This window comes from Ramlibacter paludis (genome assembly GCF_022012305.1).
GTDB lineage: Bacteria > Pseudomonadota > Gammaproteobacteria > Burkholderiales > Burkholderiaceae_C > Ramlibacter > Ramlibacter paludis.
Genome location: NZ_JAKLTM010000006.1, coordinates 188,467 through 211,426, shown reverse-complemented (window position 1 = coordinate 211,426; position 22,960 = coordinate 188,467). Strand labels below are relative to the sequence as shown.

General features: G+C 67.5%; 18 protein-coding genes. 14 read left to right on the top strand and 4 right to left on the bottom strand.

What is annotated here, in order from left to right; genetic code table 11:
* Window positions 1–3 precede the first annotated feature (3 nt).
* Window positions 4–780 (bottom strand): crotonase/enoyl-CoA hydratase family protein, encoded by a 777-nt coding sequence (locus LZ009_RS20515; protein ID WP_275699837.1) that lies wholly within the window; start codon window positions 778–780, stop codon window positions 4–6.
* Window positions 781–895: 115 nt separating this feature from the next.
* Between LZ009_RS20515 and LZ009_RS20510 the strand changes: the two genes are divergently transcribed.
* Window positions 896–1,759 carry an amidohydrolase family protein gene (locus tag LZ009_RS20510; RefSeq protein WP_275699836.1) on the top strand — a complete coding sequence of 288 codons (864 nt, stop codon included), beginning with the start codon at window positions 896–898 and terminating at the stop codon, window positions 1,757–1,759.
* Between the two features lie 5 nt (window positions 1,760–1,764).
* Window positions 1,765–3,486 carry an AMP-binding protein gene (locus LZ009_RS20505; RefSeq protein ID WP_275699835.1) on the top strand — a complete coding sequence of 574 codons (1,722 nt, stop codon included), beginning with the start codon at window positions 1,765–1,767 and terminating at the stop codon, window positions 3,484–3,486.
* On the opposite strand, the gene LZ009_RS20500 is transcribed toward LZ009_RS20505, so the two are convergent.
* Window positions 3,466–4,074 (bottom strand): 2-hydroxychromene-2-carboxylate isomerase, encoded by a 609-nt coding sequence (locus LZ009_RS20500; RefSeq protein ID WP_275699834.1) that lies wholly within the window; start codon window positions 4,072–4,074, stop codon window positions 3,466–3,468. The two genes, LZ009_RS20505 and LZ009_RS20500, sit on opposite strands and share 21 nt — an antisense overlap.
* Window positions 4,075–4,168: 94 nt before the next feature.
* On the opposite strand from LZ009_RS20500, the gene LZ009_RS20495 reads away from it, so the two are divergent.
* From LZ009_RS20495 to LZ009_RS20470, 6 genes are all read left to right on the top strand, one after another.
* Window positions 4,169–5,059, top strand: coding sequence for a glucosamine kinase nucleotide-binding domain-containing protein (locus LZ009_RS20495; protein WP_275699833.1), 891 nt, complete (start codon window positions 4,169–4,171; stop codon window positions 5,057–5,059).
* Window positions 5,056–6,210, top strand: coding sequence for an N-acetylglucosamine-6-phosphate deacetylase (nagA, locus tag LZ009_RS20490; protein ID WP_275699832.1), 1,155 nt, complete (start codon window positions 5,056–5,058; stop codon window positions 6,208–6,210). Before LZ009_RS20495 ends, nagA begins: the two co-directional genes overlap by 4 nt.
* Window positions 6,200–7,210 carry an SIS domain-containing protein gene (locus tag LZ009_RS20485; protein WP_275699857.1) on the top strand — a complete coding sequence of 337 codons (1,011 nt, stop codon included), beginning with the start codon at window positions 6,200–6,202 and terminating at the stop codon, window positions 7,208–7,210. Before nagA ends, LZ009_RS20485 begins: the two co-directional genes overlap by 11 nt.
* Window positions 7,211–7,495: 285 nt before the next feature.
* Window positions 7,496–9,418 (top strand): PrkA family serine protein kinase, encoded by a 1,923-nt coding sequence (locus LZ009_RS20480; RefSeq protein ID WP_275699831.1) that lies wholly within the window; start codon window positions 7,496–7,498, stop codon window positions 9,416–9,418.
* 3 nt (window positions 9,419–9,421) lie between these two features.
* A complete protein-coding gene (locus tag LZ009_RS20475; RefSeq protein ID WP_275699830.1) occupies window positions 9,422–10,717 on the top strand; it encodes a YeaH/YhbH family protein in 1,296 nt (431 codons plus the stop codon).
* Window positions 10,714–12,261 (top strand): SpoVR family protein, encoded by a 1,548-nt coding sequence (locus LZ009_RS20470; protein ID WP_275699829.1) that lies wholly within the window; start codon window positions 10,714–10,716, stop codon window positions 12,259–12,261. The genes LZ009_RS20475 and LZ009_RS20470 overlap by 4 nt, the downstream gene beginning before the upstream one ends.
* Window positions 12,262–12,368: 107 nt before the next feature.
* Here LZ009_RS20470 and LZ009_RS20465 read toward each other — a convergent pair whose 3' ends face one another.
* The gene (locus LZ009_RS20465; RefSeq protein WP_275699828.1) at window positions 12,369–13,901 is read right to left on the bottom strand and encodes a UDP-glucose dehydrogenase family protein; all 1,533 of its coding nucleotides are present in this window, start codon (window positions 13,899–13,901) and stop codon (window positions 12,369–12,371) included.
* A gap of 181 nt (window positions 13,902–14,082) precedes the next feature.
* On the opposite strand from LZ009_RS20465, the gene LZ009_RS20460 reads away from it, so the two are divergent.
* A complete protein-coding gene (locus LZ009_RS20460) occupies window positions 14,083–15,480 on the top strand; it encodes a PilZ domain-containing protein (protein ID WP_275699827.1) in 1,398 nt (465 codons plus the stop codon).
* Between the two features lies 1 nt (window position 15,481).
* Window positions 15,482–18,160: a glycosyltransferase gene (locus LZ009_RS20455; protein WP_275699826.1), complete on the top strand. Its 2,679-nt coding sequence runs from the start codon at window positions 15,482–15,484 to the stop codon at window positions 18,158–18,160.
* Here LZ009_RS20455 and LZ009_RS20450 read toward each other — a convergent pair.
* Window positions 18,102–19,370, bottom strand: coding sequence for a hypothetical protein (locus tag LZ009_RS20450; protein ID WP_275699825.1), 1,269 nt, complete (start codon window positions 19,368–19,370; stop codon window positions 18,102–18,104). The two genes, LZ009_RS20455 and LZ009_RS20450, sit on opposite strands and share 59 nt — an antisense overlap.
* 156 nt (window positions 19,371–19,526) lie before the next feature.
* Between LZ009_RS20450 and LZ009_RS20445 the strand changes: the two genes are divergently transcribed.
* The 4 genes from LZ009_RS20445 (at window position 19,527) to LZ009_RS20430 (ending at window position 22,813) form a co-directional block, all read left to right on the top strand.
* A complete protein-coding gene (locus tag LZ009_RS20445) occupies window positions 19,527–20,567 on the top strand; it encodes a hypothetical protein (protein ID WP_275699824.1) in 1,041 nt (346 codons plus the stop codon).
* A gap of 37 nt (window positions 20,568–20,604) precedes the next feature.
* Window positions 20,605–21,507, top strand: coding sequence for an SDR family oxidoreductase (locus tag LZ009_RS20440; protein ID WP_275699823.1), 903 nt, complete (start codon window positions 20,605–20,607; stop codon window positions 21,505–21,507).
* A 348-nt stretch (window positions 21,508–21,855) separates the two neighbouring features.
* The gene (locus LZ009_RS20435) at window positions 21,856–22,224 is read left to right on the top strand and encodes a hypothetical protein (protein WP_275699822.1); all 369 of its coding nucleotides are present in this window, start codon (window positions 21,856–21,858) and stop codon (window positions 22,222–22,224) included.
* Window positions 22,225–22,441: 217 nt separating this feature from the next.
* A complete protein-coding gene (locus LZ009_RS20430; protein WP_275699821.1) occupies window positions 22,442–22,813 on the top strand; it encodes a VOC family protein in 372 nt (123 codons plus the stop codon).
* Window positions 22,814–22,960 lie beyond the last annotated feature (147 nt).

Below are 22,960 nucleotides of genomic sequence, written 5' to 3'. Positions count from 1 at the left end.
CGCTCAGCCCTTGCTGACCTTGGCGGCGCGGCCTTCGAGGAAGTCGCGCACGCGCTGCTTGGCCTCGGGCGCGCTCTGCGCGATGGCGGCCATCAGCGCCTCGGTGAGGAAGCCCTGGTCGGCCGGCTGCTCGGCGATGCGCGGCAGCGCATGCATCAGGGCGTAGTTGGTGAGCGGCGCGTTCTGCGCCACGCGGCGCGCGAGTTCCAGCGCCTTGGCGGAGGCCTGGCCCTGCGGCACGAGGTACTGGGCAAAACCGGCTTTCTCGCCGTCGACGGCGTTGTAGACGCGGCCGGTGAGCATCATGTCGGTCATGCGAGCGGCGCCGATCAGGCGCGGGATGCGCACCGCGCCGCCGCCGCCGACGAAGATGCCGCGCGATCCTTCCGGCAACGCGTAGAAAGTGGTTTCGTCGGCCACGCGGATGTGGCAGGCCGAGGCCAGCTCCAGTCCGCCGCCGACCACCGCGCCGTGCAGCGCGGCAATCACCGGCACCGGGCCGTACTGCACCTCTTCCAGCGCGGCGTGCCACATGCGCGAGTGGTGCAGGCCGGCGCCGGCGTCGCGCTCCTTCAGTTCCGACAGGTCGAGGCCGGCGCAGAAGTGCTCGCCCGCACCGTCGAGCACGGCGGCGCGCACGGTTTTCGGCAGCGTCTCGAAGGTGTTGCGCACGGCCTGGACCAGGCCGTCGCTCAGGGCGTTGCGCTTGGCCGGTCGGTTCAGGCGGACGATGGCGACGTCGCCATCGATCTCGAGTTGGATGTCGGCTTTGCTGGTCATGTTTTCGTTGGCGGAGTGGGACCCGGGTTGTTGGATTATTTGTTATAAACAATAACCAACTCAAGCCAAATCGCCCTAGGGATTACCCTTGGCACACGCATCCCGGAGACAAGCCATGGATCACGCAAACCTGGTCGCCATCGACGTGCACACGCATGCCGAAGTCAGCTGCTGGAATCCCTTCGACAACTACGGCGAGGAATACGACCGCGCCGCCGACAAGTACTTCCGCAATGCGCGGCGGCCCACGATCGCGGAGACGATCGCGCACTACCGCGAGAAGAAGATCGGCCTCGTGATGTTCACCGTGGACAGCGAGTCGCAGCTGGGCCGCCGCCGCATCCCGAACGAGGAGATCGCCCAGGCCGCGCGCGAGAACAGCGACATGATGGTGGCCTTTGCCAGCATCGACCCGCACAAGGGCAAGATGGGCGCGCGCGAAGCCGAGCGCCTGATCAAGGAAGAAGGCGTCAAGGGCTTCAAGTTCCACCCGACGGTGCAGGGCTACCACCCGTACGACCGCATGGCCTGGCCGATCTACGAGGTGATCAACGCGCACAAGCTGCCGACCATCTTCCACACCGGCCACAGCGGCATCGGCTCCGGCATGCGCTGCGGCGGCGGGCTCAAGCTGGAATACAGCAACCCGATGCATCTGGACGACGTCGCCATCGACTTTCCGGACATGCAGATCGTGATGGCGCACCCCAGCTTCCCCTGGCAGGACGAAGCGCTCTCGGTGGCCACGCACAAGCCCAACGTCTGGATCGACCTTTCGGGCTGGAGCCCGAAGTACTTCCCCAAGCAGCTCGTGCAGTACGCGAACACGCTGCTGAAGGACCGCATCCTCTTCGGCAGCGACTACCCCTTGATCACGCCGGAGCGCTGGATGAAGGACTTCGAGGACGCCGGCTTCAAGCCCGAGGTGATGCCCGGCATCCTGAAGGGCAACGCGGTGCGGCTGCTGGGCCTGGCCTGAGCGCCATGTTCCGCTCGCTGGCGGACATCGAGGCGCTGGAGCGCACGCCTTACGAGCAGGCGATCCCGGCGCGCTCGACCTACGGCTTGATCGAAAGGGCCGCGCGGCTCCACCCGGAGCGCGCGGCCTTCGTCTACCTGCCCGACGGCGACCTGGCGACACCGGCGGTTCGCGTCACCTATGCACAGCTGCTGGCCAACGTGCGGCGCGCGGCCAACCTGTTTCGCAGCCTGGGCGTCGGGCCCGACGACGCGGTCGCGATCCTGGCGCCCAACATCCCGGCGACGCAGTACGCGCTGTGGGGCGCGCAGGTCGCGGGGCGCGCCTGCCCGATCAATTTCATGCTGCAGCCGGACCACATAGCCGCGCTGCTCGAGGCCAGCGGCGCGAAGGTCGTCGTGGCGCTGGGGGCGAACGCGGAGCTGGACATCGCGTCCACGCTGCGCAAGGTGCCGGGGCTGGAGAAGCGCACCGTCCTGCGGATCGGCGAAGACTTCGAACCGGCGCTGGCGGCGCAGGCGGAAACGCTGCAGTTCGATCCGCTGTTGACGCCCGACCGCGTCGCCGCGCTGTTCCACACCGGCGGCACGACCGGCGCGCCCAAGCTGGTGCGGCACACGCACGGCAACGAGGCGCATGCCTCCTGGTTCGCGCACTTCTTCTACGGCTTCGACGAGCACACCGTCGAAATCAACGGGTTCCCACTGTTCCACGTGGCCGGCGCCTTCGTCTACGGCCTGGCGCTGCTGGCGGTGGGCGCGACGCAGGTCCTGCCCACCGTGACCGGCATGCGCAACGCGGCCTTCCTGCGCAACTACTGGAAGTTCTGCGAGCGCGAAGGCGTGAACGCGCTCGCGTGCGTGCCGACGATCCTGGCGAGCTTGTGCAACCTGCCGGTCGACGCCGACGTCTCGCGCATTCGCGTCGCCTACACGGGCGGCTCGCCGCTGCCGGCCGAACTGGCCGCGCGCTTCGAGCAGGCGCTGGCGATTCCCGTGCGCAACATCCTGGGCATGACCGAATGCGCCGGGCTGGTCTCCATCGAGCCTGCGGCGGCGCCGCGCGTGCCGGGCTCCTGCGGCCTGCGGCTGCCGTACTCCCGGGTGGAAGTGCATGACGGGGTGCTGGCGCTGCGGGGGCCACACGTCAGCCCGGGTTACACCGACCCGGCGCGCGATGCGGGCATGTTCGAGGACGGCTGGCTGGTGTCGGGCGACCTCGGCCACGTCGACGCGCAGGGCTACATCCACGTCACCGGCCGGGCCAAGGACGTGATCATCCGCGGCTCGCACAACATCGATCCGGGGCTGGTCGAAGACGCGTTCCTCGCCCATCCGGCAGTCGCGATGTGCGCGGTGGTCGCCGAACCGGACGCGCACGCGGGCGAGGTGCCGGCAGCATTCGTCACGCTCAAGCCCGGCGTGCGGATGGACGGCGATGCGTTGCTGTCCGCCGTGGCTCCGACGGTCTACGAGCGGCCGGCCGTTCCCAGGCGGGTGGTCATCCTCGACGCGCTGCCGCTGACGGCCATCGGCAAGGTCTACAAGCCGGCGCTGCGCGTGCGGGCGACGGAACTGAAGCTGCGGGAGTTGCTGGGCCCGGACTGGCGGGTGACGGTCGACGAACGCGGTGCGACGGCCGAAGGATCGGGGGATGTCGCGCAGATGCGTGCCGCGCTCGGCGCCATCGCGGTTCCGGTGCAGATCCTACCAGCCGCCCTCGGCTAGCCACGCCTCGACGTCGGGCAGGCGGTCCACTCCCCAGAACGGCTCGCCGTCCACCACGACCGTCGGCGAGCCGAAGACGCCCGCCTTCAGCGCCGACGCCACCGCATTGCGCAGCAGCGAGGCGGCTTCTTCGCTGGCGGTGGCTTCCGCCAGCACCTGCCCGTCCAGGCCGCCCGGCAGCTCGATCGCCCCGACCTTTTCCGGCGTCGACAGGTCGCGCCCTTCCGCCCAGAAAGCATGGAACAGGGCATGCGCCATCGCCGCTTCCAGGTGTGGGTGCTGCTGCTTGACCCAGTAGAAGGCGCGCGCCGCCGGCAACGGGTTACCGACGGAAGCATTGAGGTCGCGTTTCAGGGGTATGCGATGCCGGCGCGCATGGCGCAGCACGTCGCGCCGGATGTAATCGCCCTTCAGCGGCGTCTCCAGCAGCGGCTTCAGCCCCATCACCTTCAGCACCGCCACGCCCAGCAGCATGGGCCGCCAGTCGACGTTCCGGCCATGGCGCGCGGCGATTTCCTCCACCCGCAGGCTGGCGAAGTAGCCATAGGGCGAGATGAAATCGAAATAAAAGGAAAGTGGCGCAGCCATACGCAAGCTTAGCCGTGCCCGTCAGCCAAGGTCTACAGATGATTGCAGCAGCCTGCCGAGCTGCAACTCTTTAGCGGGGGCCGGTCTAAACCTTATGGTTGACTATCTGATCGGCGTCGACGGGGGTGGCAGCGGAACGCGCGCGTTGGTGCAGCGCAGCAACGGCGCCTTGGTCGGCGCGGGCGAAGCCGGACCGTCCGCCCTGGGGCAGGGCGTCGCCAAGGCCTGGCGCAACATCGCCATCGCGGTGCGGGCCGCCTTCGACCAGGCCGGCCTGGCCCAGCCCAGGTGGGAACGCTGTGCCCTGGCCGCCGGACTGTCGGGCGTGAGCCACCCGCCCTTGCGCGAGGAATTCCTGGCGGCCGATCCCGGCCTGGCCCACCTGGAAGCCGAAACCGATTCCTTCACCATGCTGCTGGGCGCGCACGGCGGCAAGCCCGGCGCCATCCTGATCGCCGGCACCGGCAGCATCGCGGAAGCGCTCCGCGCCGACGGCAGCCGCGCTACAGTCGGCGGATGGGGTTTTCCGGTGGGTGACGAAGGCAGCGGCGCCTGGCTCGGCTTGCAGGCCGTGCGGCAGGCGCAGAACGCGCTCGATGGACGCGCCGGCGCGGGTGTGCTGGCGCGCCGCGTGTGGATGCATTGCGGCGACGAGCGCGAGAGCCTGCAGGATTGGTGCGCGCAGGCGGGCCAGTTCGAATATGCGCAGCTGGCACGCGCGGTGTTCGACACCGAAGCGCAGGACCCGGTCTCCGCCGCGCTCCTGCAGTCCGCCGTGAATTCCCTCGAAGACCTGGCCCTGGCCATCGATCCGCGCGGCCGCCTGCCCCTGGCCGCCAGCGGCAGCATCGCCGAACGCCTGGCGCCGCGCATGCGGCCCGCGCTGCGCAGCCGGCTGGTGGCGGCGCAGGACAACGCGGTGGCCGGCGCGCTGGTGCTGGCCCGCCGCGCCGCGCAGGCCGAAACCACGGAAGCGGCCGCGTGACGCGAAGCCTGGCCGGCAGCATCCTCACGCCCGGCGGCTTCGTCGCCGGCAGCCTCCACATCGACGGCCATGGCCGCATCACCGCCATCGAGGGCCGGGACATCAGCCCGGAACAGGCGCGCGAGAACGGCGACATCCTGCTGCCCGGCTTCGTCGACTTGCACGTGCACGGCGGCGCCGGGCGCGACGTGATGGAAGGCGGCGACGCCGCGCTGCAGGTGGCGCGGCGCCATGCCGAACACGGCACGACCGCGCTGCTGGCCACCACGATGACCGCGCCCTACGACGACCTCGAAGCGGCCCTGGGCGCGATCGGGACCCTGTGCCGCGAAGGCGCGCCGGGCGCCGCGCGCGTGCTGGGCATGCACCTCGAAGGGCCGTACATCAATGCCGCCAAGCTGGGCGCGCAGCCCGATTTCGCGCGCCCGGTCTCGCTCGACGAACTGCGGCGGCTGGACGCGCTGGCGCCGGTGCGCCTGCTCACGCTCGCCCCCGAAGTGCCAGGCAACATGGACGCCATCGCGGCGCTGTGCGGGGCCGGCTACCGCGTCCAGATCGGCCACACGGCCGGCGACTATGAGCAGGGCCGCGAAGCGCTGGCGCGCGGCGCCCGCGGCTTCACGCACCTCTTCAACGCGATGACGCCGCTGCACCATCGCCTGCCGGGCATGGTGGGCGCGGCGCTGGCGCATGCGCAGTACGCCGAGATCATTCCCGACCTGTTGCACGTGCACCCCGGCGCGATCCGCACGGCCATGCGCTGCATTCCGCATCTCTATTGCGTGACCGATTCCACGGCGGCCACCGGCATGCCCGATGGCGAATACAAGCTGGGACGCCAGGCCGTAACGAAGTGCCTGGGCGGCGTGCGCCTGGCCGATGGCACGCTGGCCGGCTCCACGCTCACCATGGACCGCGCGCTGCGCAACCTGGTCGACGTGGTCGGCCTGGCGCTCGACGACGCGGCGCGGCGGGTCGCGACCTATCCCGCCGATTTCCTGGAACTCACGGACCGCGGGCGCCTCGCGCCCGGCGCCTGGGCCGACGTGGTGCGCCTGGATGGCGAGCTGCGCGTGCAGGCGGTCTACCTGCAGGGCCGCGAACGCGAAGGACAAGAAGGAGACAGGCGCCATGTCGCGCATGCTGGATGAGGCGCGCGAAGCGCCGCAGGTGGTCGCGCGCCAGTTGCGTGCGGACCGCGAGCAATACGCCGCACTCGGTGCGCAGCTGCGCAGCACTCCGCCCAGCTCGCTGCTGACGCTGGCACGCGGCAGCTCCGACCACGCGGCCCACTACGCGGCCTACCTGGTGATGGCGCGCATGGGGCGGCTGGTGACCTCCATGCCGATGTCGCTCATCACCCTGTACCAGTCGCGCATCGCCTGCCAGGGCCTGGCGTCCTTTGCCTTCTCGCAATCCGGCCAGAGCCCCGACGTGGTGAAGCCCACCGAATATTTCCGCGCGGGCGGCGCCGTCACCTGTGCTTTCGTCAACGACGCGGCCTCGCCGCTGGCGCAGGCCGCGCAGTGGTTGTTCCCGCTGCATGCCGGCCCCGAGAAGAGCGTGGCCGCGACCAAGAGCTTCATCGCGCAGCTGGTAGCCGGCGCGCGCCTGGCCGCCGCGTGGCAGGAAGATGCGGACTTGCAGCTGGCGCTGGACGCGCTGCCGGCCGCGCTGGAACTGGCGGCGCGCGCCGACTGGTCGGAGGCGGTGGACAAGCTGCGCGATGCCGACCGCCTGTTCGTGGTCGGCCGCGGCCTGAGCCTGCCGGTTGCGATGGAAGCCGCGCTAAAGTTCAAGGAGACTTGCGGCATCCAGGCCGAGGCCTTCTCGGCCGCGGAGATCCAGCACGGGCCGATGGCGCTGATCGAGCCGGGCTACCCACTGCTCATGTTCGCCCCGCGCGGGCCGGCGCAGGCCGGCGTGCTCGAAGTGGCGCGGGCCATGCGCGATCGCGGTGCATGCGTGCTGCTGGCGGCGCCGCCGGGCACGCCGGGCGCCACGCTGCCGCTGGTCGAAACGGGGCTGCCGGACGTCGATCCGGTGAGCGCCATCCAGAGCTTCTATCCCATGGTGGAGGCGCTGGCGCGGGCGCGCGGCAACGACCCCGACCAGCCTCCGCACCTGAAGAAGGTGACGCGAACCAGCTGAGCACTTGCGTGCTCCGGCCTACAGGCACCATGAGGGCGCGCGCAGCCTTCGTGGTGCACGCGAACTCGCATCGTGACACAGCGCTCGCCCGAGTGCACGCGCAATGTCGTTTACATGCGTCTCGGGTATCCACCGAGAAACTCCGCCCCCTTGTTTTTATCTACCGTTCACCTACAGTGAAGTCGGCGTTTCGCCTACATGCGCCGTTGAGGCAGGACGCCGACTCGGGAGTACAGTGACACCGCACTGCGCGCCCCGCTGCAGACAGTCAACGAAGGAGGCTTCATGGACGTGGTCCGCAATTTCCTCACGCGTTACGAGAAGACGCGCGAGGAGGAGATGTCGATCGAGGAGTACCTCGACCTCTGCAAACGGGAGCCGCTGACGTACGCCACGGCCGCAGAGCGCATGCTCGCCGCGATCGGCGAGCCCGAGATGGTCGACACCCGGCACGACACGCGCCTGTCGCGCATCTTCGGCAACAAGGTCATCCGCATCTATCCGGCCTTCAAGGACTTCTACGGTCTCGAAGAGCCGATCGAGCAGGTCGTCTCGCACTTCCGCCACGCGGCGCAGGGCCTGGAAGAAAAGAAACAGATCCTGTACCTGCTCGGCCCCGTCGGCGGCGGCAAGTCGTCGATCGCGGAGCGCCTGAAGCAGCTGATGGAACAGGTGCCGTTCTACGCGCTGAAGGATTCGCCGGTGAACGAGTCGCCGCTGGGTCTCTTCAGCAACGATGAGGACGGCCCGCTGCTGGAACAGCAGTTCGGCATTCCGCGCCGCTACACGCAACGCATCCTCTCGCCCTGGGCCGTCAAGCGCCTGGACGAATACGGCGGCGACATCCGCAAGTTCAAGGTCGTCAAGCGCTTCCCGTCCATCCTCAAGCAGGTCGGCATCGCCAAGACCGAGCCGGGCGACGAGAACAACCAGGACATCTCCTCGCTGGTCGGCAAGGTCGACATCCGCAAGCTCGAAAGCTACGCCCAGGACGACCCGGACGCCTACAGCTACTCCGGCGGCTTGTGCCTCGCGAACCAGGGCCTGCTGGAATTCGTGGAAATGTTCAAGGCGCCGATCAAGGTGCTGCACCCGCTGCTGACGGCCACCCAGGAAGGCAACTTCAAGGGCACCGAAGGCTTCGGCGCGATCCCCTTCGACGGCATCGTGATGGCCCACTCGAACGAAAGCGAGTGGAAGGCCTTCAAGAACAACAAGAACAACGAAGCTTTCCTCGACCGGATCTACGTCGTCAAGGTGCCGTACTGCCTGCGCGTGACCGAGGAAGTGAAGATCTACGAGAAGCTGATCACCAACTCGTCGCTCGCCGAGGCCATCTGCGCCCCGGGCACGCTGAAGATGATGGCCCAGTTCTCGGTGCTCACGCGCCTGAAGGAGCCGGAGAACTCCAGCCTGTTCTCCAAGATGCAGGTGTACGACGGCGAGAACCTCAAGGACACCGACCCCAAGGCCAAGAGCTACCAGGAGTACCGCGACTACGCCGGCGTCGACGAGGGCATGAACGGCATCTCCACCCGTTTCGCCTTCAAGATCATCTCCAAGGTGTTCAACTTCGACAGCAACGAGGTCGCGGCGAACCCGGTGCACCTGATGTACGTGCTGGAACAGCAGATCGAGCGCGAGCAGTTCCCGGCCGAGACGGAGCAGAAGTACCTCTCCTACATCAAGGAACACCTGGCCGCCCGCTACGCGGAGTTCATCGGCAAGGAAATCCAGACAGCCTACCTCGAGTCCTACTCGGAGTACGGGCAGAACATCTTCGACCGCTACGTCACCTACGCCGACTTCTGGATCCAGGACCAGGAGTTCCGCGACACGGACACGGGCGAGATCTTCGACCGCGCGGCGCTCAACGCCGAACTCGAGAAGATCGAGAAGCCCGCGGGCCTGTCGAACCCGAAGGACTTCCGCAACGAGATCGTCAACTTCGTGCTGCGCGCGCGCGCCAACAACGCCGGCAAGAACCCGGTGTGGACCAGCTACGAGAAGCTGCGCAGCGTGATCGAGAAGAAGATGTTCTCGAACACCGAGGAACTGCTGCCGGTCATCAGCTTCAACGCCAAGGCGAGCGCCGACGAGGCCAAGAAGCACGAGGACTTCGTGCACCGCATGGAAGAAAAGGGCTACACCAAGCGCCAGGTGCGCCTGCTGTGCGAGTGGTACCTGCGCGTCCGCAAGAGCTCATAGTTCATGGATAGCTCCGAGCGCTCGCAACTCCACCAGGTCATCGACCGGCGCCTATCGGGCAAGAACAAGTCCATCGGCAACCGGGAGCGCTTCCTGCGGCGCTACCGCGAGCAGATCAAGGACGCCGTGCGCAAGGCGGTCGGCGACCGCAGCATCCGCGACATCGAGGAGGGCGCCGACATCACGCTGCCCAAGCGCGATGTCACGGAGCCCACCTTCGGCCACGCGCCCGGCGGCAGCCGGGAGTTGGTGCACCCGGGCAACCAGGAATACCTGCGCGGCGACCGCATCCAGCGGCCGCAAGGCGGTGGCGGCGGCTCGGGCGGCAGCGGCGCTTCGCAGGACGGGCAGGGCGAGGACGACTTCGTCTTCCGCATCTCGCGCGAAGAGTTCATGAACTACTTCTTCGACGACCTGGCCCTGCCGCGCCTGATCCGCACGCAGCTGCTGGCCGACGTCCCGGAATGGAAGGTGCGGCGCGCGGGCTATGTCTCCGAAGGCAACCCCACCAGCTTGCACGTGGTGCGGTCGATGCGCGTCGGCCTCGCGCGGCGCATCGCCATGGGCGGTGACGCCCGGATGGAACTGAAGCGCGCCGAGGAAAACCTGGCCGAAGAGGAAAAGCGCGGCACGATGGCCCCGGCCGACCTGGAGAAGCTGCGCGCCGAAGTGCAGGAGTTGCGCGATCGCATGAAGCGAGTGCCGTTCCTCGACCCGTTCGACCTGCGCTACCGCAACCGCGTGCGCGAGCCGCTGCCCACCAGCAAGGCAGTGATGTTCTGCCTGATGGACGTCTCCGGCTCGATGGACGAATCGCGCAAAGATCTCGCCAAGCGCTTCTTCATCCTGCTGTATCTCTTCCTGTCGCGCCACTACGAGAAGACCGAAGTGGTCTTCATCCGCCACCACACTCAGGCCGCGGAAGTGACCGAGGACGAGTTCTTCCACGCCACCGAAAGCGGCGGCACGGTGGTGTCCAGCGCGCTCACGATGATGAACGACATCATCCGCGAGCGCTACATGGGCAGCGAGTGGAACATCTACGGCGCCCAGGCCTCGGACGGCGACAACTGGCAGCAGGACTCGTCCAAGTGCCGTGAGCTCCTGGACAACAAGATCCTTCCGCTGGTGCGCTACTACGCCTACGTGCAGGTGGCGGACGAAGACCAGAACCTGTGGGAAGAGTACACGCGGGTGCGCGACGCCAATGCGCACTTCGCCATGCAGAAGATCGTGACCCCGTCGCAGATCTTCCCGGTGTTCCGTGACCTGTTCAAGAAGTCCCCAACGGCGGCATGATGGAAGCAGAACTCCTTACCCCCTCCGACGCCAAGCCCTCGAATCGCCTGCCGAGCCCCTCGGACTGGACTTTCGAGCTGATCGAGACCTACTTCCAGGAGATCCGCAAGACGGCGGAACGCTTCGGGCTGGACACCTATCCGAGCCAGCTGGAACTGATCTCCTCCGAGCAGATGCTGGACGCCTACGCCTCGGTCGGCATGCCGGTGAACTACCGGCACTGGTCGTACGGCAAGCACTTCATCCAGAGCGAGAAGAGCTACCGCCGCGGCCACATGGGCCTCGCCTACGAGATCGTGATCAATTCCGATCCCTGCATCGCCTACCTGATGGAAGAAAACACCATGCCGATGCAGGCACTGGTGATGGCGCATGCCTGCTTCGGCCACAACTCCTTCTTCAAGGGCAACTACCTGTTCCGGATGTGGACGGACGCCAGCTCGATCGTCGACTACCTGGTCTACGCCAAGAGCTACATCACCGAATGCGAGGAACGCCACGGCATCGACGCGGTGGAACAGGTGCTCGACGCCTGCCACGCGCTGATGAACTACGGCGTGGACCGTTATCGCCGGCCGCAGAAGATCTCCATGGTGGAAGAAGAGAACCGCCGCAAGGACCGCGAGGCCTACCTGCAGCAGCAGGTGAACGACATGTGGCGCACGCTGCCCACCAAGGCGGGCAAGGCGGCCGAGAAGAAGGTGCGGCGCTTCCCGGACGAGCCGCAGGAAAACATCCTGTACTTCATCGAGAAGAACGCGCCGCTGCTGGAACCGTGGCAGCGCGAGATCGTGCGCATCGTGCGCAAGATCGCGCAGTACTTCTATCCGCAGCGCCAGACCCAGGTCATGAACGAGGGCTGGGCCACGTTCTGGCACTACACGCTGCTCAACACCATGTACGACGAGGGCAAGCTCTCGGACGGCTACATGATGGAGATCCTCAGCTCGCACACCAACGTGGTGTTCCAGCCGCCGATCACGCACCCGGCCTACAGCGGCATCAATCCGTATGCGCTGGGCTTCGCGATGTTCACGGACATCCGCCGCATCTGCGAGAACCCGACCGAGGAAGACCGCAAGTGGTTTCCCGACATCGCGGGCACCGACTGGATCAAGTCGCTCGACTACGCGATGCGCCACTTCAAGGACGAGAGCTTCATCGGGCAGTACCTGTCGCCCAAGCTGATGCGCGACCTCCGGCTGTTCGCGGTGCTCGACGATGCGGCCCAGTCCGAACTCGAAGTCTCGGCGATCCACGACGACAACGGCTACCGGCGCCTGCGCGAGTCGCTGTCGCGGCAGCACGACCTGGGCTGGCGCGAGCCGAACATCCAAGTGTGGAACGTCAATGCGCGCGGCGACCGGTCACTGACCTTGCGCCATGTGCGCCATGACGACAGGCCGCTGGACAACAGCGCGGAAGAAGTGGTGAAGCACGTCGCGCGGCTGTGGGGCTTCCGGGTCCGGCTGGAAAGCGTGGACGGCCACGAGCGCGTGATGCAGCATTGGGAAGTGACGCCGCCGGCGGTGGCGCATCATTGATTTCCCGTCATTCCCGCGGAGGCGGGAATCCAGAGCATGGAAAAGCGGCCCGCGGGCCGCTTTTTTCTGGAAGCCCTGGCTCCCCGCCTCCGCGGGGATGACAACTCTTACGCCCCCAGGCTCTTCGTCTCCGCCGCCGCCTGCGCGGCCAGCTCGGTCAGCACCGCCAACGACGCCTCGTCGCGCACGATGCCTTGCGCCGGCTGCACGGCCTCGGCGGCCACCACGATCGGCTCGGCTTCCCGGACCGTGTCGCCCGCCTTCAGCAGCGCCAGGTTGTTGCGGCCGATCCCGAGGTAAGTGAGCCCCGCCGCGGCCATCGCATGCGGCTCGTACAGGTTGCGGCCATCGAGCACCAGCGGCTGCCGCAGCGCATCGCGCAGCGCGCGCAGGTTCGGGCTCTTGTAGTTCTTCCACTCGGTCAGCACGATCAACGCGTCGGCGTCCTGCACCGCGTCCATGGGCTTGGGCACCAGGGTGAGGTTGCGCAGCAGCTCCGGATGGTCCTGCAGGTCGCCGGCCAGGGCCCGCGCCGCCTGCTCCTGGGCCACCGGGTCATGGGCGCGCACGGTGGCGCCGGCGCGCAGCAGGGCCTCGATGATGCAGCGGCTGGGCGCTTCACGCATGTCGTCGGTGCCCGGCTTGAAGGCCAGGCCCCAGATGGCGAAGCTGCGGCCGGCCAGGCTGCGGCCGAAATAGGCCCACACCTTCTGCAGCAGCACCTGCTTCTGCGCCAGGTTCACGCGCTGCACCGCATCCAGCACCTGCAGCGCATGGCCATGTTCGTTGGCGGTGCGGCACAGGGCGTCGACGTCCTTGGGGAAGCAGCTGCCGCCGTAGCCGGTGCCGGCATAGAGGAAGCTGTAGCCGATGCGCGGGTCGGAGCCTATGCCCTGGCGCACCAGCTCGATGTCGGCGCCGACGCGATCCGCCAGGTTGGCCAGTTCGTTCATGAAGCTGATGCGCGTGGCCAGCATCGCGTTGGCCGCGTACTTGGTGAATTCCGCGCTGCGCACGTCCATGACGCGGGTGCGTTCGTGGTTGCGGTTGAAAGGCATGTACAGCTCGCGCAGCGTCGCCAGCGCGCGCTGACCGGCAGGCGTGCTGTCAACGCCCAGCACGATGCGGTCGGGCCGCATGAAGTCGTCGACCGCCGCGCCTTCCTTCAGGAATTCGGGATTGCTTGCCACCGAGAACTCCAGCTGCTCGTGCAGGCCGCGTGCCGCCAGTTCCTCGCGGATCACTTCGGCGACCTTCTCCGCGGTGCCCACGGGCACGGTGGACTTGTCGATCACGACCTTGAAGCTTCCCATGTGCTTGCCGATGCTGCGCGCAGCGGCCAGCACGTACTGCAGGTCCGCGCTGCCGTCTTCGTCGGGAGGCGTGCCCACCGCGATGAACTGCACGTCGGCAAAGGCGACGCTCGCGGCGACGTCGGAGGAGAAGGTGAGACGGCCTTCCTCGCGGTTGCGCTGGATGATTTCCTCGAGCCCGGGCTCGTGGATCGGCATGCCGCCGGCATTCAGCAGGCGGATCTTGGCCTGGTCGACGTCCAGGCAGAACACGTTGTTGCCCAGTTCCGCCAGGCAGGCGCCGGTGACCAGGCCCACGTAGCCCGTCCCCACGATCGTCACGTTCATCGACTTCTCCCTCGCATTTGCGGTTGTTGGGCGAAGCCTAGGGGCGCGGCGTGTGCGGCGTCCCGACCGCGCGTCCTGTGAGGGCGTAGGTACCTTCCTACGGGTGGTCGCGGGATTTACGGTGACGCCGCAATTGTTGCAGTCGCGACCATGCAGCACGACTTTCCTTGAGGGAGGAAACATGATTTCACGAGAAGCGAACCTGCCCCGCAAGGCAATGCGCGTCGCCATTCCCTTGTTCGTCGAGATCGACGGCAAGACTTATGCCGCGCGCGACTGGTCGACCACGGGCATCGGCCTGGGCGACCTCGCCACCACCCCGCAGCCGGGCGAGGTGGTGCACGCACGCCTGAGCTTCCCCATGCTGGAGTCGACGCTGCTGATCCCGGCGCAACTCCTCTATCGCAGCACCCACGATGGCGTGCACGGCTTCGAATTCCACGACCTGTCGCCGCGCAACCGCCGCATCCTGCGCCACTACATCGAGCTTTCCCTCGACGGCAAGCTTGGCGACGTCGAGGACATCGTGGCCGCCGCTGCACTGCCCGGCGGCGAAGCGCCGCCGCAGGCTCCGCTGATGCTGGGTGGACCGGCAGCGGCCACCGCGGGCTCGCACCGCACGCGCCTTCTGGGCAGCCTGGTGGCCGGCCTGGCGGTGCTGGGCGCCGCCATCGGCATCGGTTACTACAACCTGACCTACCAGCTCGAAGGCACCGGCTTCGTGAGCGGCAGCATCACGCGCGTGACCGCCAACAACGACGGCCAGCTCTCCCGCATCCTGGTCGAGCCGGGCGCGCAGGTGGAGCCCAACACGGCGCTCTTCGCCGTGGAGAACCCGGCGCTGCGCAACGAGATCGATGCCATGGAGCAGCACCTGGGCGAACTCGCGCAGCAGCAGGCGCGCCTGACCACGGCGCGCCGGTCGGCCGAGGGCGGCCTGCTGCAGACGCTCAAGCGCGACTTGAGCATGCGCGAGAGCGAACTGGCCAATGCCCGCAAGCTCTACGAGACGGGAACCATCACGCAGCGCGACATGCTGCTGGTTGCGAACCAGGCGCAGGATACGCGGCTGAACTACATGCGGCAGGTCGCCGATGGCGCCACCCGCGTGCAGACCCTGGACAACTCCGACGAGCTGACGCGCATGCGCATGGACCTGGCGTCCAAGAAGATGCTGCTGGCGCGCCAGGAAGCCGAACGTGTCGTGCGTTCGCCGGTGCGCGGCCGCGTCTACACCGTCGACCACCAGCAGGGCGAGTTCGTTTCCGCGCGCGACCCGGTCGTGCTGCTGGAAGCCGACGTCACGCCCAGCGTGATGCTGCGCATGCCCAACGAGGACGCGCTCAAGCTGCGCCTGGGCATGCCCGCCACGATCTACGTGCCCTTCCAGGACCGCAAGTACGAGGCCAAGGTCGCGGCGGTGGGCCTGAGCGCCGCCAGCGCGGCGGCCGTGGTCACGCAGGAAGGCGGCGCCAACGAGACCCTGGTCAAGCTGGACTTCCAGGACCGCAAGGTGCGGCTGCCGGCCAATGCCCGGGTGAACGTCTGGATCCGCAATCCGACCCTGCCCTGGTCTTGAGATGAGCGACATCCGGCCGACCCGGGCGCAGGCGCTGCTGTCCGCGCTGCCCTCGCTGCTGCTGTATGGCGGGGGCGCGTGGTTCCTGCTCGGATGGGGCCACGACATCCTGCACGACGTGCACCGGCACGTGCTGCTGCTCCTGAGCGTGATCGCGCTGTGGCGCTACGGCTGGCAGCTGCTGCACTACCTGCGCAGCGCCTGGTATTCGGCCGTGCACTATCCCCGGCTGCGCGCAGCGGCGCAGGAGGTCGCGGCGCAGCGCGCCTGGCCGAAGCGGGTCTACGTGATCGTGCCTTCCTACCTGGAAGAAGCCTGGGTGAGCCAGCAGGCGATGGCCGCGCTCATGGCCAACCTGCGCGAGCTGCCTTGCCGCGCGACGGTGGTCGTGGCCGCCGGCAGCGACGCGGACGAAGCCGTCATCGCTGGCGCCTGCCGCCCGTGGCTGGGCGACGGCAGCATCGAGCTCGTGTTCCAGCGGCAGAGCCAGGGCAAGCGCATCGCCATGGGCCACGCCCTGCGGGCGGTGGCGCGCCGCTACGACCACGAGCAGGACAGCATCACGGTCTTCATGGATGGCGACTCCTGGCTGGAGCCCGGCGCGCTCAAGCGGGTGATTCCCTTCTTCATGGCCTACCGCGACCTCGGCGCGATCACCAGCGACGAGCGCGCCTTCATTCCGGGCCACCGACACTGGTACCGCGACTGGTTCGCGCTCAAGTTCGGCCAGCGAAACGTGCTGTTCCAGTCGCACAGCCTGTCCCACAAGGTGCTCACGCTCACGGGGCGCTTCTCCGTGCTGCGCACGTCGATCGTCGTGTCCGAGGACTTCGTCAGCACGATAGAACGCGACACCATCGACCACTGGCTGCACGGGCGCTTCCAGTTCCTGATGGGCGACGACAAGAGCTCGTGGTTCCACCTGCTGCGCAGCGGCTGGAACATGCTCTACCTGCCCGACGTGAACTGCGTCTCGCTGGAAACCCGCGACGACTCCTTCCTGCGTGCCAGCATGTCGCTGCCCTATCGCTGGTTCGGCAACACCATGCGCAACAACCCGCGCGCACTGGCGCTGGGACCGTGGCGCACCGGCTGGTTCATCTGGTTCGTGCTGCTGGACCAGCGGCTGTCGATGTGGACCTCGCTGGTCGGCATCACGGGCGCGGCCGTCCTGGCCTTCACCAAGTCCATCCTGTACCTGCCCCTGTACGTGGCCTGGGCGGTGCTGGTGCGCAGCGTGCAGCTGCTGGTGATCGCCTGGCACGGCCACGCGGTGACGCTGCGCACCGTGCCCATCATGCTGTACACGCAGTGGGTGGGGGCGCTGGTGAAGATCCGGGCCTGGCACCACCTGTCCGACCAGAACTGGAGCAAGGGCAAGGCCAAGCAGAAGGCGCAAGTCGTCGGCGGCTTCGGCCGCTGGGCGCCGACCGGGCGCATGCTGATGGCGTACGTGGCTTTCGCGCTTGCCATCCTGCTGACGCACAGCGCCTTGCGCCTTCCTGGCACCGAACTGTTCGCCGCGCAGGTCACCGTGGCCGACGAAGCGCCGGCGGCGACGCCCGCGCTGGCCGGGGTGCGCGCGGACGACGGCCAGGACGACGCCACGGCTTTGCAGTCCATCCTGGACAAGCAGCCGGCCGGCCCGGTCATCCTGCGCCTGCCGGCGGGCGTGCTGGATTTCAGGCAGCCGCTGGTGATCCGGCGCGACGGCGTGACCTTGATCGGTGCCGGGCGCGAGCGCACCCGCATCGTCTCGCACCTGCGCGCTCCGGCCACGTCGGTGATCCGCGTGGAAGGCGAGCAGGGCGGGCGCGCGGGCATGCTGGCGCAGCCGCTGGGCGCACAGGACCAGGTGCTGCGCGCGCCGGTCAGCGCACCGGCCGGTTCACTGCTGCTCGTGAAGGAGCCGAACGACGACGGCTTCCTGCGCGACATCGGCAGCCAGCGCTGGAACCGCGAGTATCCCTACCTGCGGCAGGCACTCCTGCGCGTGGCCGGCAGCCAGGACGGCGGCGTGCGTCTGGCGGATCCCGCCGGCATCGCTTTCGACGCGGGCCGCGCGGAGGTGGTGAAGGTGCGTCCGGTGCGCGGCACGCGGCTGTCGGATTTCACGATCGAGCAAAAGGCCGAGGGCCGGGCCATCGCGAGCGTGCAGCACGTCTACGAGAACGTGCTGCCCGAGGTGGCCGTCGACGGCATCTCGCTGATGTGGACCCAGGACGCCGTGATCGAGCGGGTGGCGGTCATCAACGCCGGCCGGCACCCGGTGTCCTTCGAACAGAGCTACGGCTTCACCCTGCGCGACTGCGTGATCGACGGCGCCTGGAACAAGGGCGACGGCGGCAGCGGCTACCTGCGCATCGCGCGCAGCTACCACGGCACGGTGGAAGGCTGCAGCGTGCGCGGCATCCGCCACATCGCGCTGCAATGGAGTTCAGCCTTCAACCGCATCCGCAACGTCGACAGCCAGGTCGACGTCAATTTCCACGGCGGCTACAGCCACGACAACTCGGTGGACGACGTGCGCTTCGCGATTCCCGCGCAGCACAAGTGGGGGCCGGTGTTCGTGACGCCCAACGACGCGCAATGGGCGCCGCCGGACGGCCCGCGCAACCTGGTCAGCGGTCAGGCAGCAGGTACAGCTCTCGCGGCTCGCGCGGCTTCACCAGCGCGCTGATCTGCGTCAGCACTTCCAGGACGTCCAGCCGCGCGAGCAGGATCTCGCGCTGCATCTCCACCAGCCGCAGGGTGAGGTCCTCGACGTCGCGGTCGGCGTCGGGCAGCACCGACACCGGGTGGTCGTAGCGGTAGCAGGCCTGCTCCGCCTTCTGCCGCACCAGCCGGTTCTCGGCCTGCAGGATGCGCATGTCGTTCTGCTTCAGGCGCAGGCGCTCGGACAGCAGTGCGAGCTTCTGGCCGAGCGCCGCGCGCATCGCTTCCTGCTGCTCGCGCGCGATGCCGGCATTGGCCTCGGCCACCGTGTCGCGCACTTCGTCGTTGCCGATCGGGATGCGGACCCGCACGCCGGCCACCGCATACGGCCCCCGTTCCAGGTCCTTGCTGCGCTCCACGTAGAGCCGCACCGAGGTGTTGTCCTTGACCGAGGGGAGAAAGGCGTTGCGCTGCGCCAGCATGCCTTGCAGCTGCAGGTCGGGTGAGCGTTCCGCGGCGCGCGCCAGCAGTTCGTCATCGGGACGCAGCTGCACCTCTTCGATCCGGTTGATCAATTCCTGCGACTGCGGATACACCAGCACGTCGCGCAGCCCCGAGTAGTGCTGGCCGCGCAGCGCGGCGCGTTCGGCCTTGTATTCGATCTCGGCGACGTCGCTGCGGGTGGCGCGGCCCGCCGCGAGTTCGGCCTTGCGCCGCTCCAGCACCGGGCGGATCGCGGCCGCCTCGCGCTGGTACAGCGTGGCCAGCAGCTTGTTGCGCATCTGTTCGACGGCCAGCAAGTTTTCCTGCAGCTGGCGGTCTTCCATGTCGCGCAGCAGCTGCACGTATTGCGTCTTGCTTTCCAGGCGCAGGCGGTCCATGGTGCGGCGTGCCTCGCCGCGGCCCTGGTCGAACAGTTCCCATTCGAGGCCGAAGCTGTAGCGGTTGCCGTAGGTGTCGGTCTGGTCGGCCAGGCCGGTGGCGTACAGGCCGTTGAAGGGCACGGCGCTATCGAGCTTGGCGAAATAGCTGTCGCGTTGCTTTTCCAGCCGCTCGCTGAGGGTCGCGTTGACCGACGCGGCGGCGTTCGCTGTCGATGACAGCGGCGGCACTTGCTGGCTGGCGAGCACCTGGCTGGTGAGGCTGTTGCACAGGCTGCCGGCCAGCCGCAGGCGCACCTGTTGCGCCTGCGCGGTGGAGGCGGCCAGCAGCGCCGCCAGCGTGGCCATCACCATAGCCCGAGGCCTTGTTCTTTGCATGTACAGCTGCTTCCTGGTAATTCGCCGACGGGATCGCAAAATTCTAGGCCAGCAGCAACATTCCAGGGGGCGTTCCATGGGACTTTCGTCCAATGGCTGCTTGCGCGGCGAGGTCCCAACAATGGACTTGCCATGGCGAATGCTTCGTTGTTCGACCGCGCCGTCGCCGTCCTGTTCGGCCGGGGCGGTCACCAGCCCGACCAGGATGCACAACTGGTCGTGGAGCTGACCGACATGATCGTGGACACGGTCGAGCCCAAGGTCCGCGCCCATGGCCGTTACCGGCAGGAACTGCGGGGCTGCGTGCAAGCCACGGTGGCCTATCTGCGGGAGATCGCCAGCGCGCCCGTGCAGCCGGTCGTGCTGGCAAGGGCCAGCTGGAGCACCGATCCGCGGCTGAATGCATTCTTCGGCCGTGCCGACGACGTGCCCGAGTTCCTGGGCCGCAGCCAGGAGCTGCGCGCCTTCTTCGACGATCCCGCCAACGCGACCGTGGACGAGGCTTTCGCGCTGCTGGCCATGAAGCGCGAGGAAAAGACCGTGCTGGGCCCGCGCATGGAAGACGGGCTGCTGCGCGAAGACGTGGCGCGCACGGCGGTGAACTTCACCCGGCATCGCCTGGTGGCGCCGTCGGCCACGGCCGAGGAGGCACGGCTGGAAATCGGCCGGCGCGTGATGCAGCGGCTCGCGCAGGTCGCGCTGGGCCGCATCCTCGCGATCGACCGCCAGGGCCTGCTGCACGGCCAGAAGCGGTCCTACCTCGCCAACAAGCTGCGCTACCTGCGGCTTGCGCAGGACGGCATGGAAGGCCTGGTGGAGGATCCTGCCGCGATCGCCAGGCAGATCGAGGCCGTGCAGCACGACCTGGACCAGGTCGACAAGAACTATGTGGAGGCCAAGGCCGGCCTGGTCACGCTGGACGGCTACATCGCGCAGATCCGCGAGGTGTTCTCGCAGCCGCAGGAGCACGTGGCCCTGACGCTGAGGGAGCTGCGGCTCGATCGCATGAACATCAAGGTCGGTCCGCGCGACGCGGAGCCGCATCACGTGCTGGCGCTCGCCGAGCTGCGGGTCGGAGACCGGGTCGATGCCGTGGTGGCTTTCGCGCGCTGCCCGCGCTCGGAGCTGCCGCCGGTGGTGGACCGGCTGGCGCAGGCCGAGCGCTACCTGTAAATTGGGGGCCGGCGGGACCACCCCCGCAGGAGCCACCATGTACGCAGCGCAACTCTTTGCCGGCCAGCGCATCCTGGTCACCGGCGGCGGAACCGGCCTGGGCCAGGCCATGGCCGAACGCCTCCTTTCCCTGGGCGCCGACGTCGCGATCTGCGGCCGCCGCAAGTCGGTCTGCGACGAAACCGCCGACGCCTGGCGCCAGCAGTTTCCCGAACGCCGCATCGACACCTTCGGCGTCGACATCCGCGTGGCGCAGGGCGTGGAGGAGATGGTCGAGGCGCTGTGGCAGGGCGGCGGGCTGACGGGGCTGATCAACAACGCGGCGGGCAACTTCATCGCGCCGACCGAAAGCCTGTCGCCGCGCGCCTTCGACGCCATCGCCAACATCGTCTTCCACGGCACCTTCTACGTGACGCAGGCCATCGGCAAGCGCTGGGTGGCCGAGGCGCGCGCGGGCAAGTGGCAGTCCGGCCAGCCGTTTCGCAACGTCATGAGCATCATCACCACCTGGGTCGACAACGGGAGTCCCTTCGTGGTGCCGTCGGCCATGAGCAAGGCAGGCATCGAGGTGATGACCAAGTCGCTGGCGGTGGAGTGGGCGCCTTATGGCGTGCGGCTGAACGCGGTGGGGCCGGGCGAGATCCCGACCGAGGGCATGAGCAAGCGCCTGAATCCGGGCGAGGAGCCGGGCGCGCGGAGCCGCGAGCGCAACCCGATGGCGCGCCCCGGCAAGATGAGCGAGCTGCAGAACCTGGCGGCCTTCCTGCTGGCACCGGGCCAATGCGATTGGCTGACGGGGCAGGCGATCATGATGGATGGCGGCAATGCGCTGGCGACGGGCGGCAACTTCTACGAGCTGCGAAGCTGGTCGCCGCAGGAGTGGCAGCAGGCCAGGGAGCGGATCGAGGCGCAGAACGCGAAGGACAAGGCGCAGAGGTAGGGCAGCGCGCTGGGAGGCGCGCATCCTGCCGGCTCGTTGCTTCGAGGGCGGCGGCTCAAAAGGGCCGCAAATGCGGGAATTGGCCGTTTGTTAGGAAGTCCGACCGCGTAACTGGTGGCGGTGACGCGTTTGGAATCAACGAACTGCGGCCGCTGCGCGCCACTTCCTTGGCGATGTTATTCCGCGGGTTTGCGGAGTTTCGTGTCTGAATGGGACAACGCCCTGGCGGAGGCGTGCGCCGGATTCGGTATAAATCAAGAACTTGCGAGGAACCAGGGGAGGAAAGAGATGCGGGGGCGGAAATGTTATCGGGCGGGAGTGCGCTCTAAATCAAGTTAGAGCTCGGAGATGCGCCGCGTTGTCGTCTTTGCCGTGCTGGGAACCATTTACCTCTCTTCTCATGCCGCGGTCTGCTCCGGCGCAGCGGCGGGCGTTAAGGACTACGAGCGGGCGGTGAAGCAGGTACTAGCCTTGCGGGAAATCAAGGCTTGGAGGCGCACCCACCCCTTTCCTGTCTCGGTCGTGCCGGAAGTCGATAAGAAGCAAATGGTAGGCTCCAGGTGCTATTGGTCCGTGACCGTTTACGCGAATCGTCCGGAGAGGTTGGAGCTATGGAACGTCTTCTTCGTGGAGTTGAACGGCAGGCATATGCTCGTCTCGGATCCAAACGGCGATGAAGTGTCTTTGAACCAGTGGCGCAGTGGGAAGGGTCAATGAACGTAGTGCGTCCGAGCCCTAACTTGGCAGTCGACACGGACACGCTGCGGCAAGGGGCCGCGCGGCGCCGTGGGATATCGTGCACCGCGCGGCCCCTTGCCGCAGCGTGCCGGTCACTTCTACGTTAGGCCGCTTGGACTTCTTCGCCGTTTAGACTCGCGGGAGTTTCCGGCCATGGCGCCCTGAGGTAGCATGTCTCTTCTTAGGAGGAAGTCCTATGGAACTGAGCACGGCTCGTGTCTTCGTGACTGACCTTGCAGAGGCCAGGTCGTTTTACGAAAAGGCTCTGGCGCTGCCGCTAAAGGTCGATGGAGAGAACTGCGGCTTCTTGGTCTATGGTTCGGGCGCTTTTGACCTCGTCGTCGAAGCAGTGCCAGTCGACGCCCCGGACGATGACCAAGTTCTTGTAGGGCGCTTCACCGGACTGTCCTTTGCCGTCTCGGACATTCATTCGAAGTACACCGAGTTGCTGGCAAAGGGCGTCACCTTCTCAGGCGCACCGGAGCCTCAGGCATGGGGAGGCACTCTTGCTACGTTTAAGGATCCGGCGGGCAATGGGCTACAACTGGTTCAGGGGCGAGCGGCCTAACAGGTCTACAAGGACTTCCCTTTAGTTCAACTTTCTTCCTCTTCATCAGCACGCGCCGAAGCAGCCACACAGAGCCAGACTGCAAATCTACAAACGGCCTTGTTGCACTTGAGTGCGGACCCAGATACCAACCGCTCGGCGGGACTC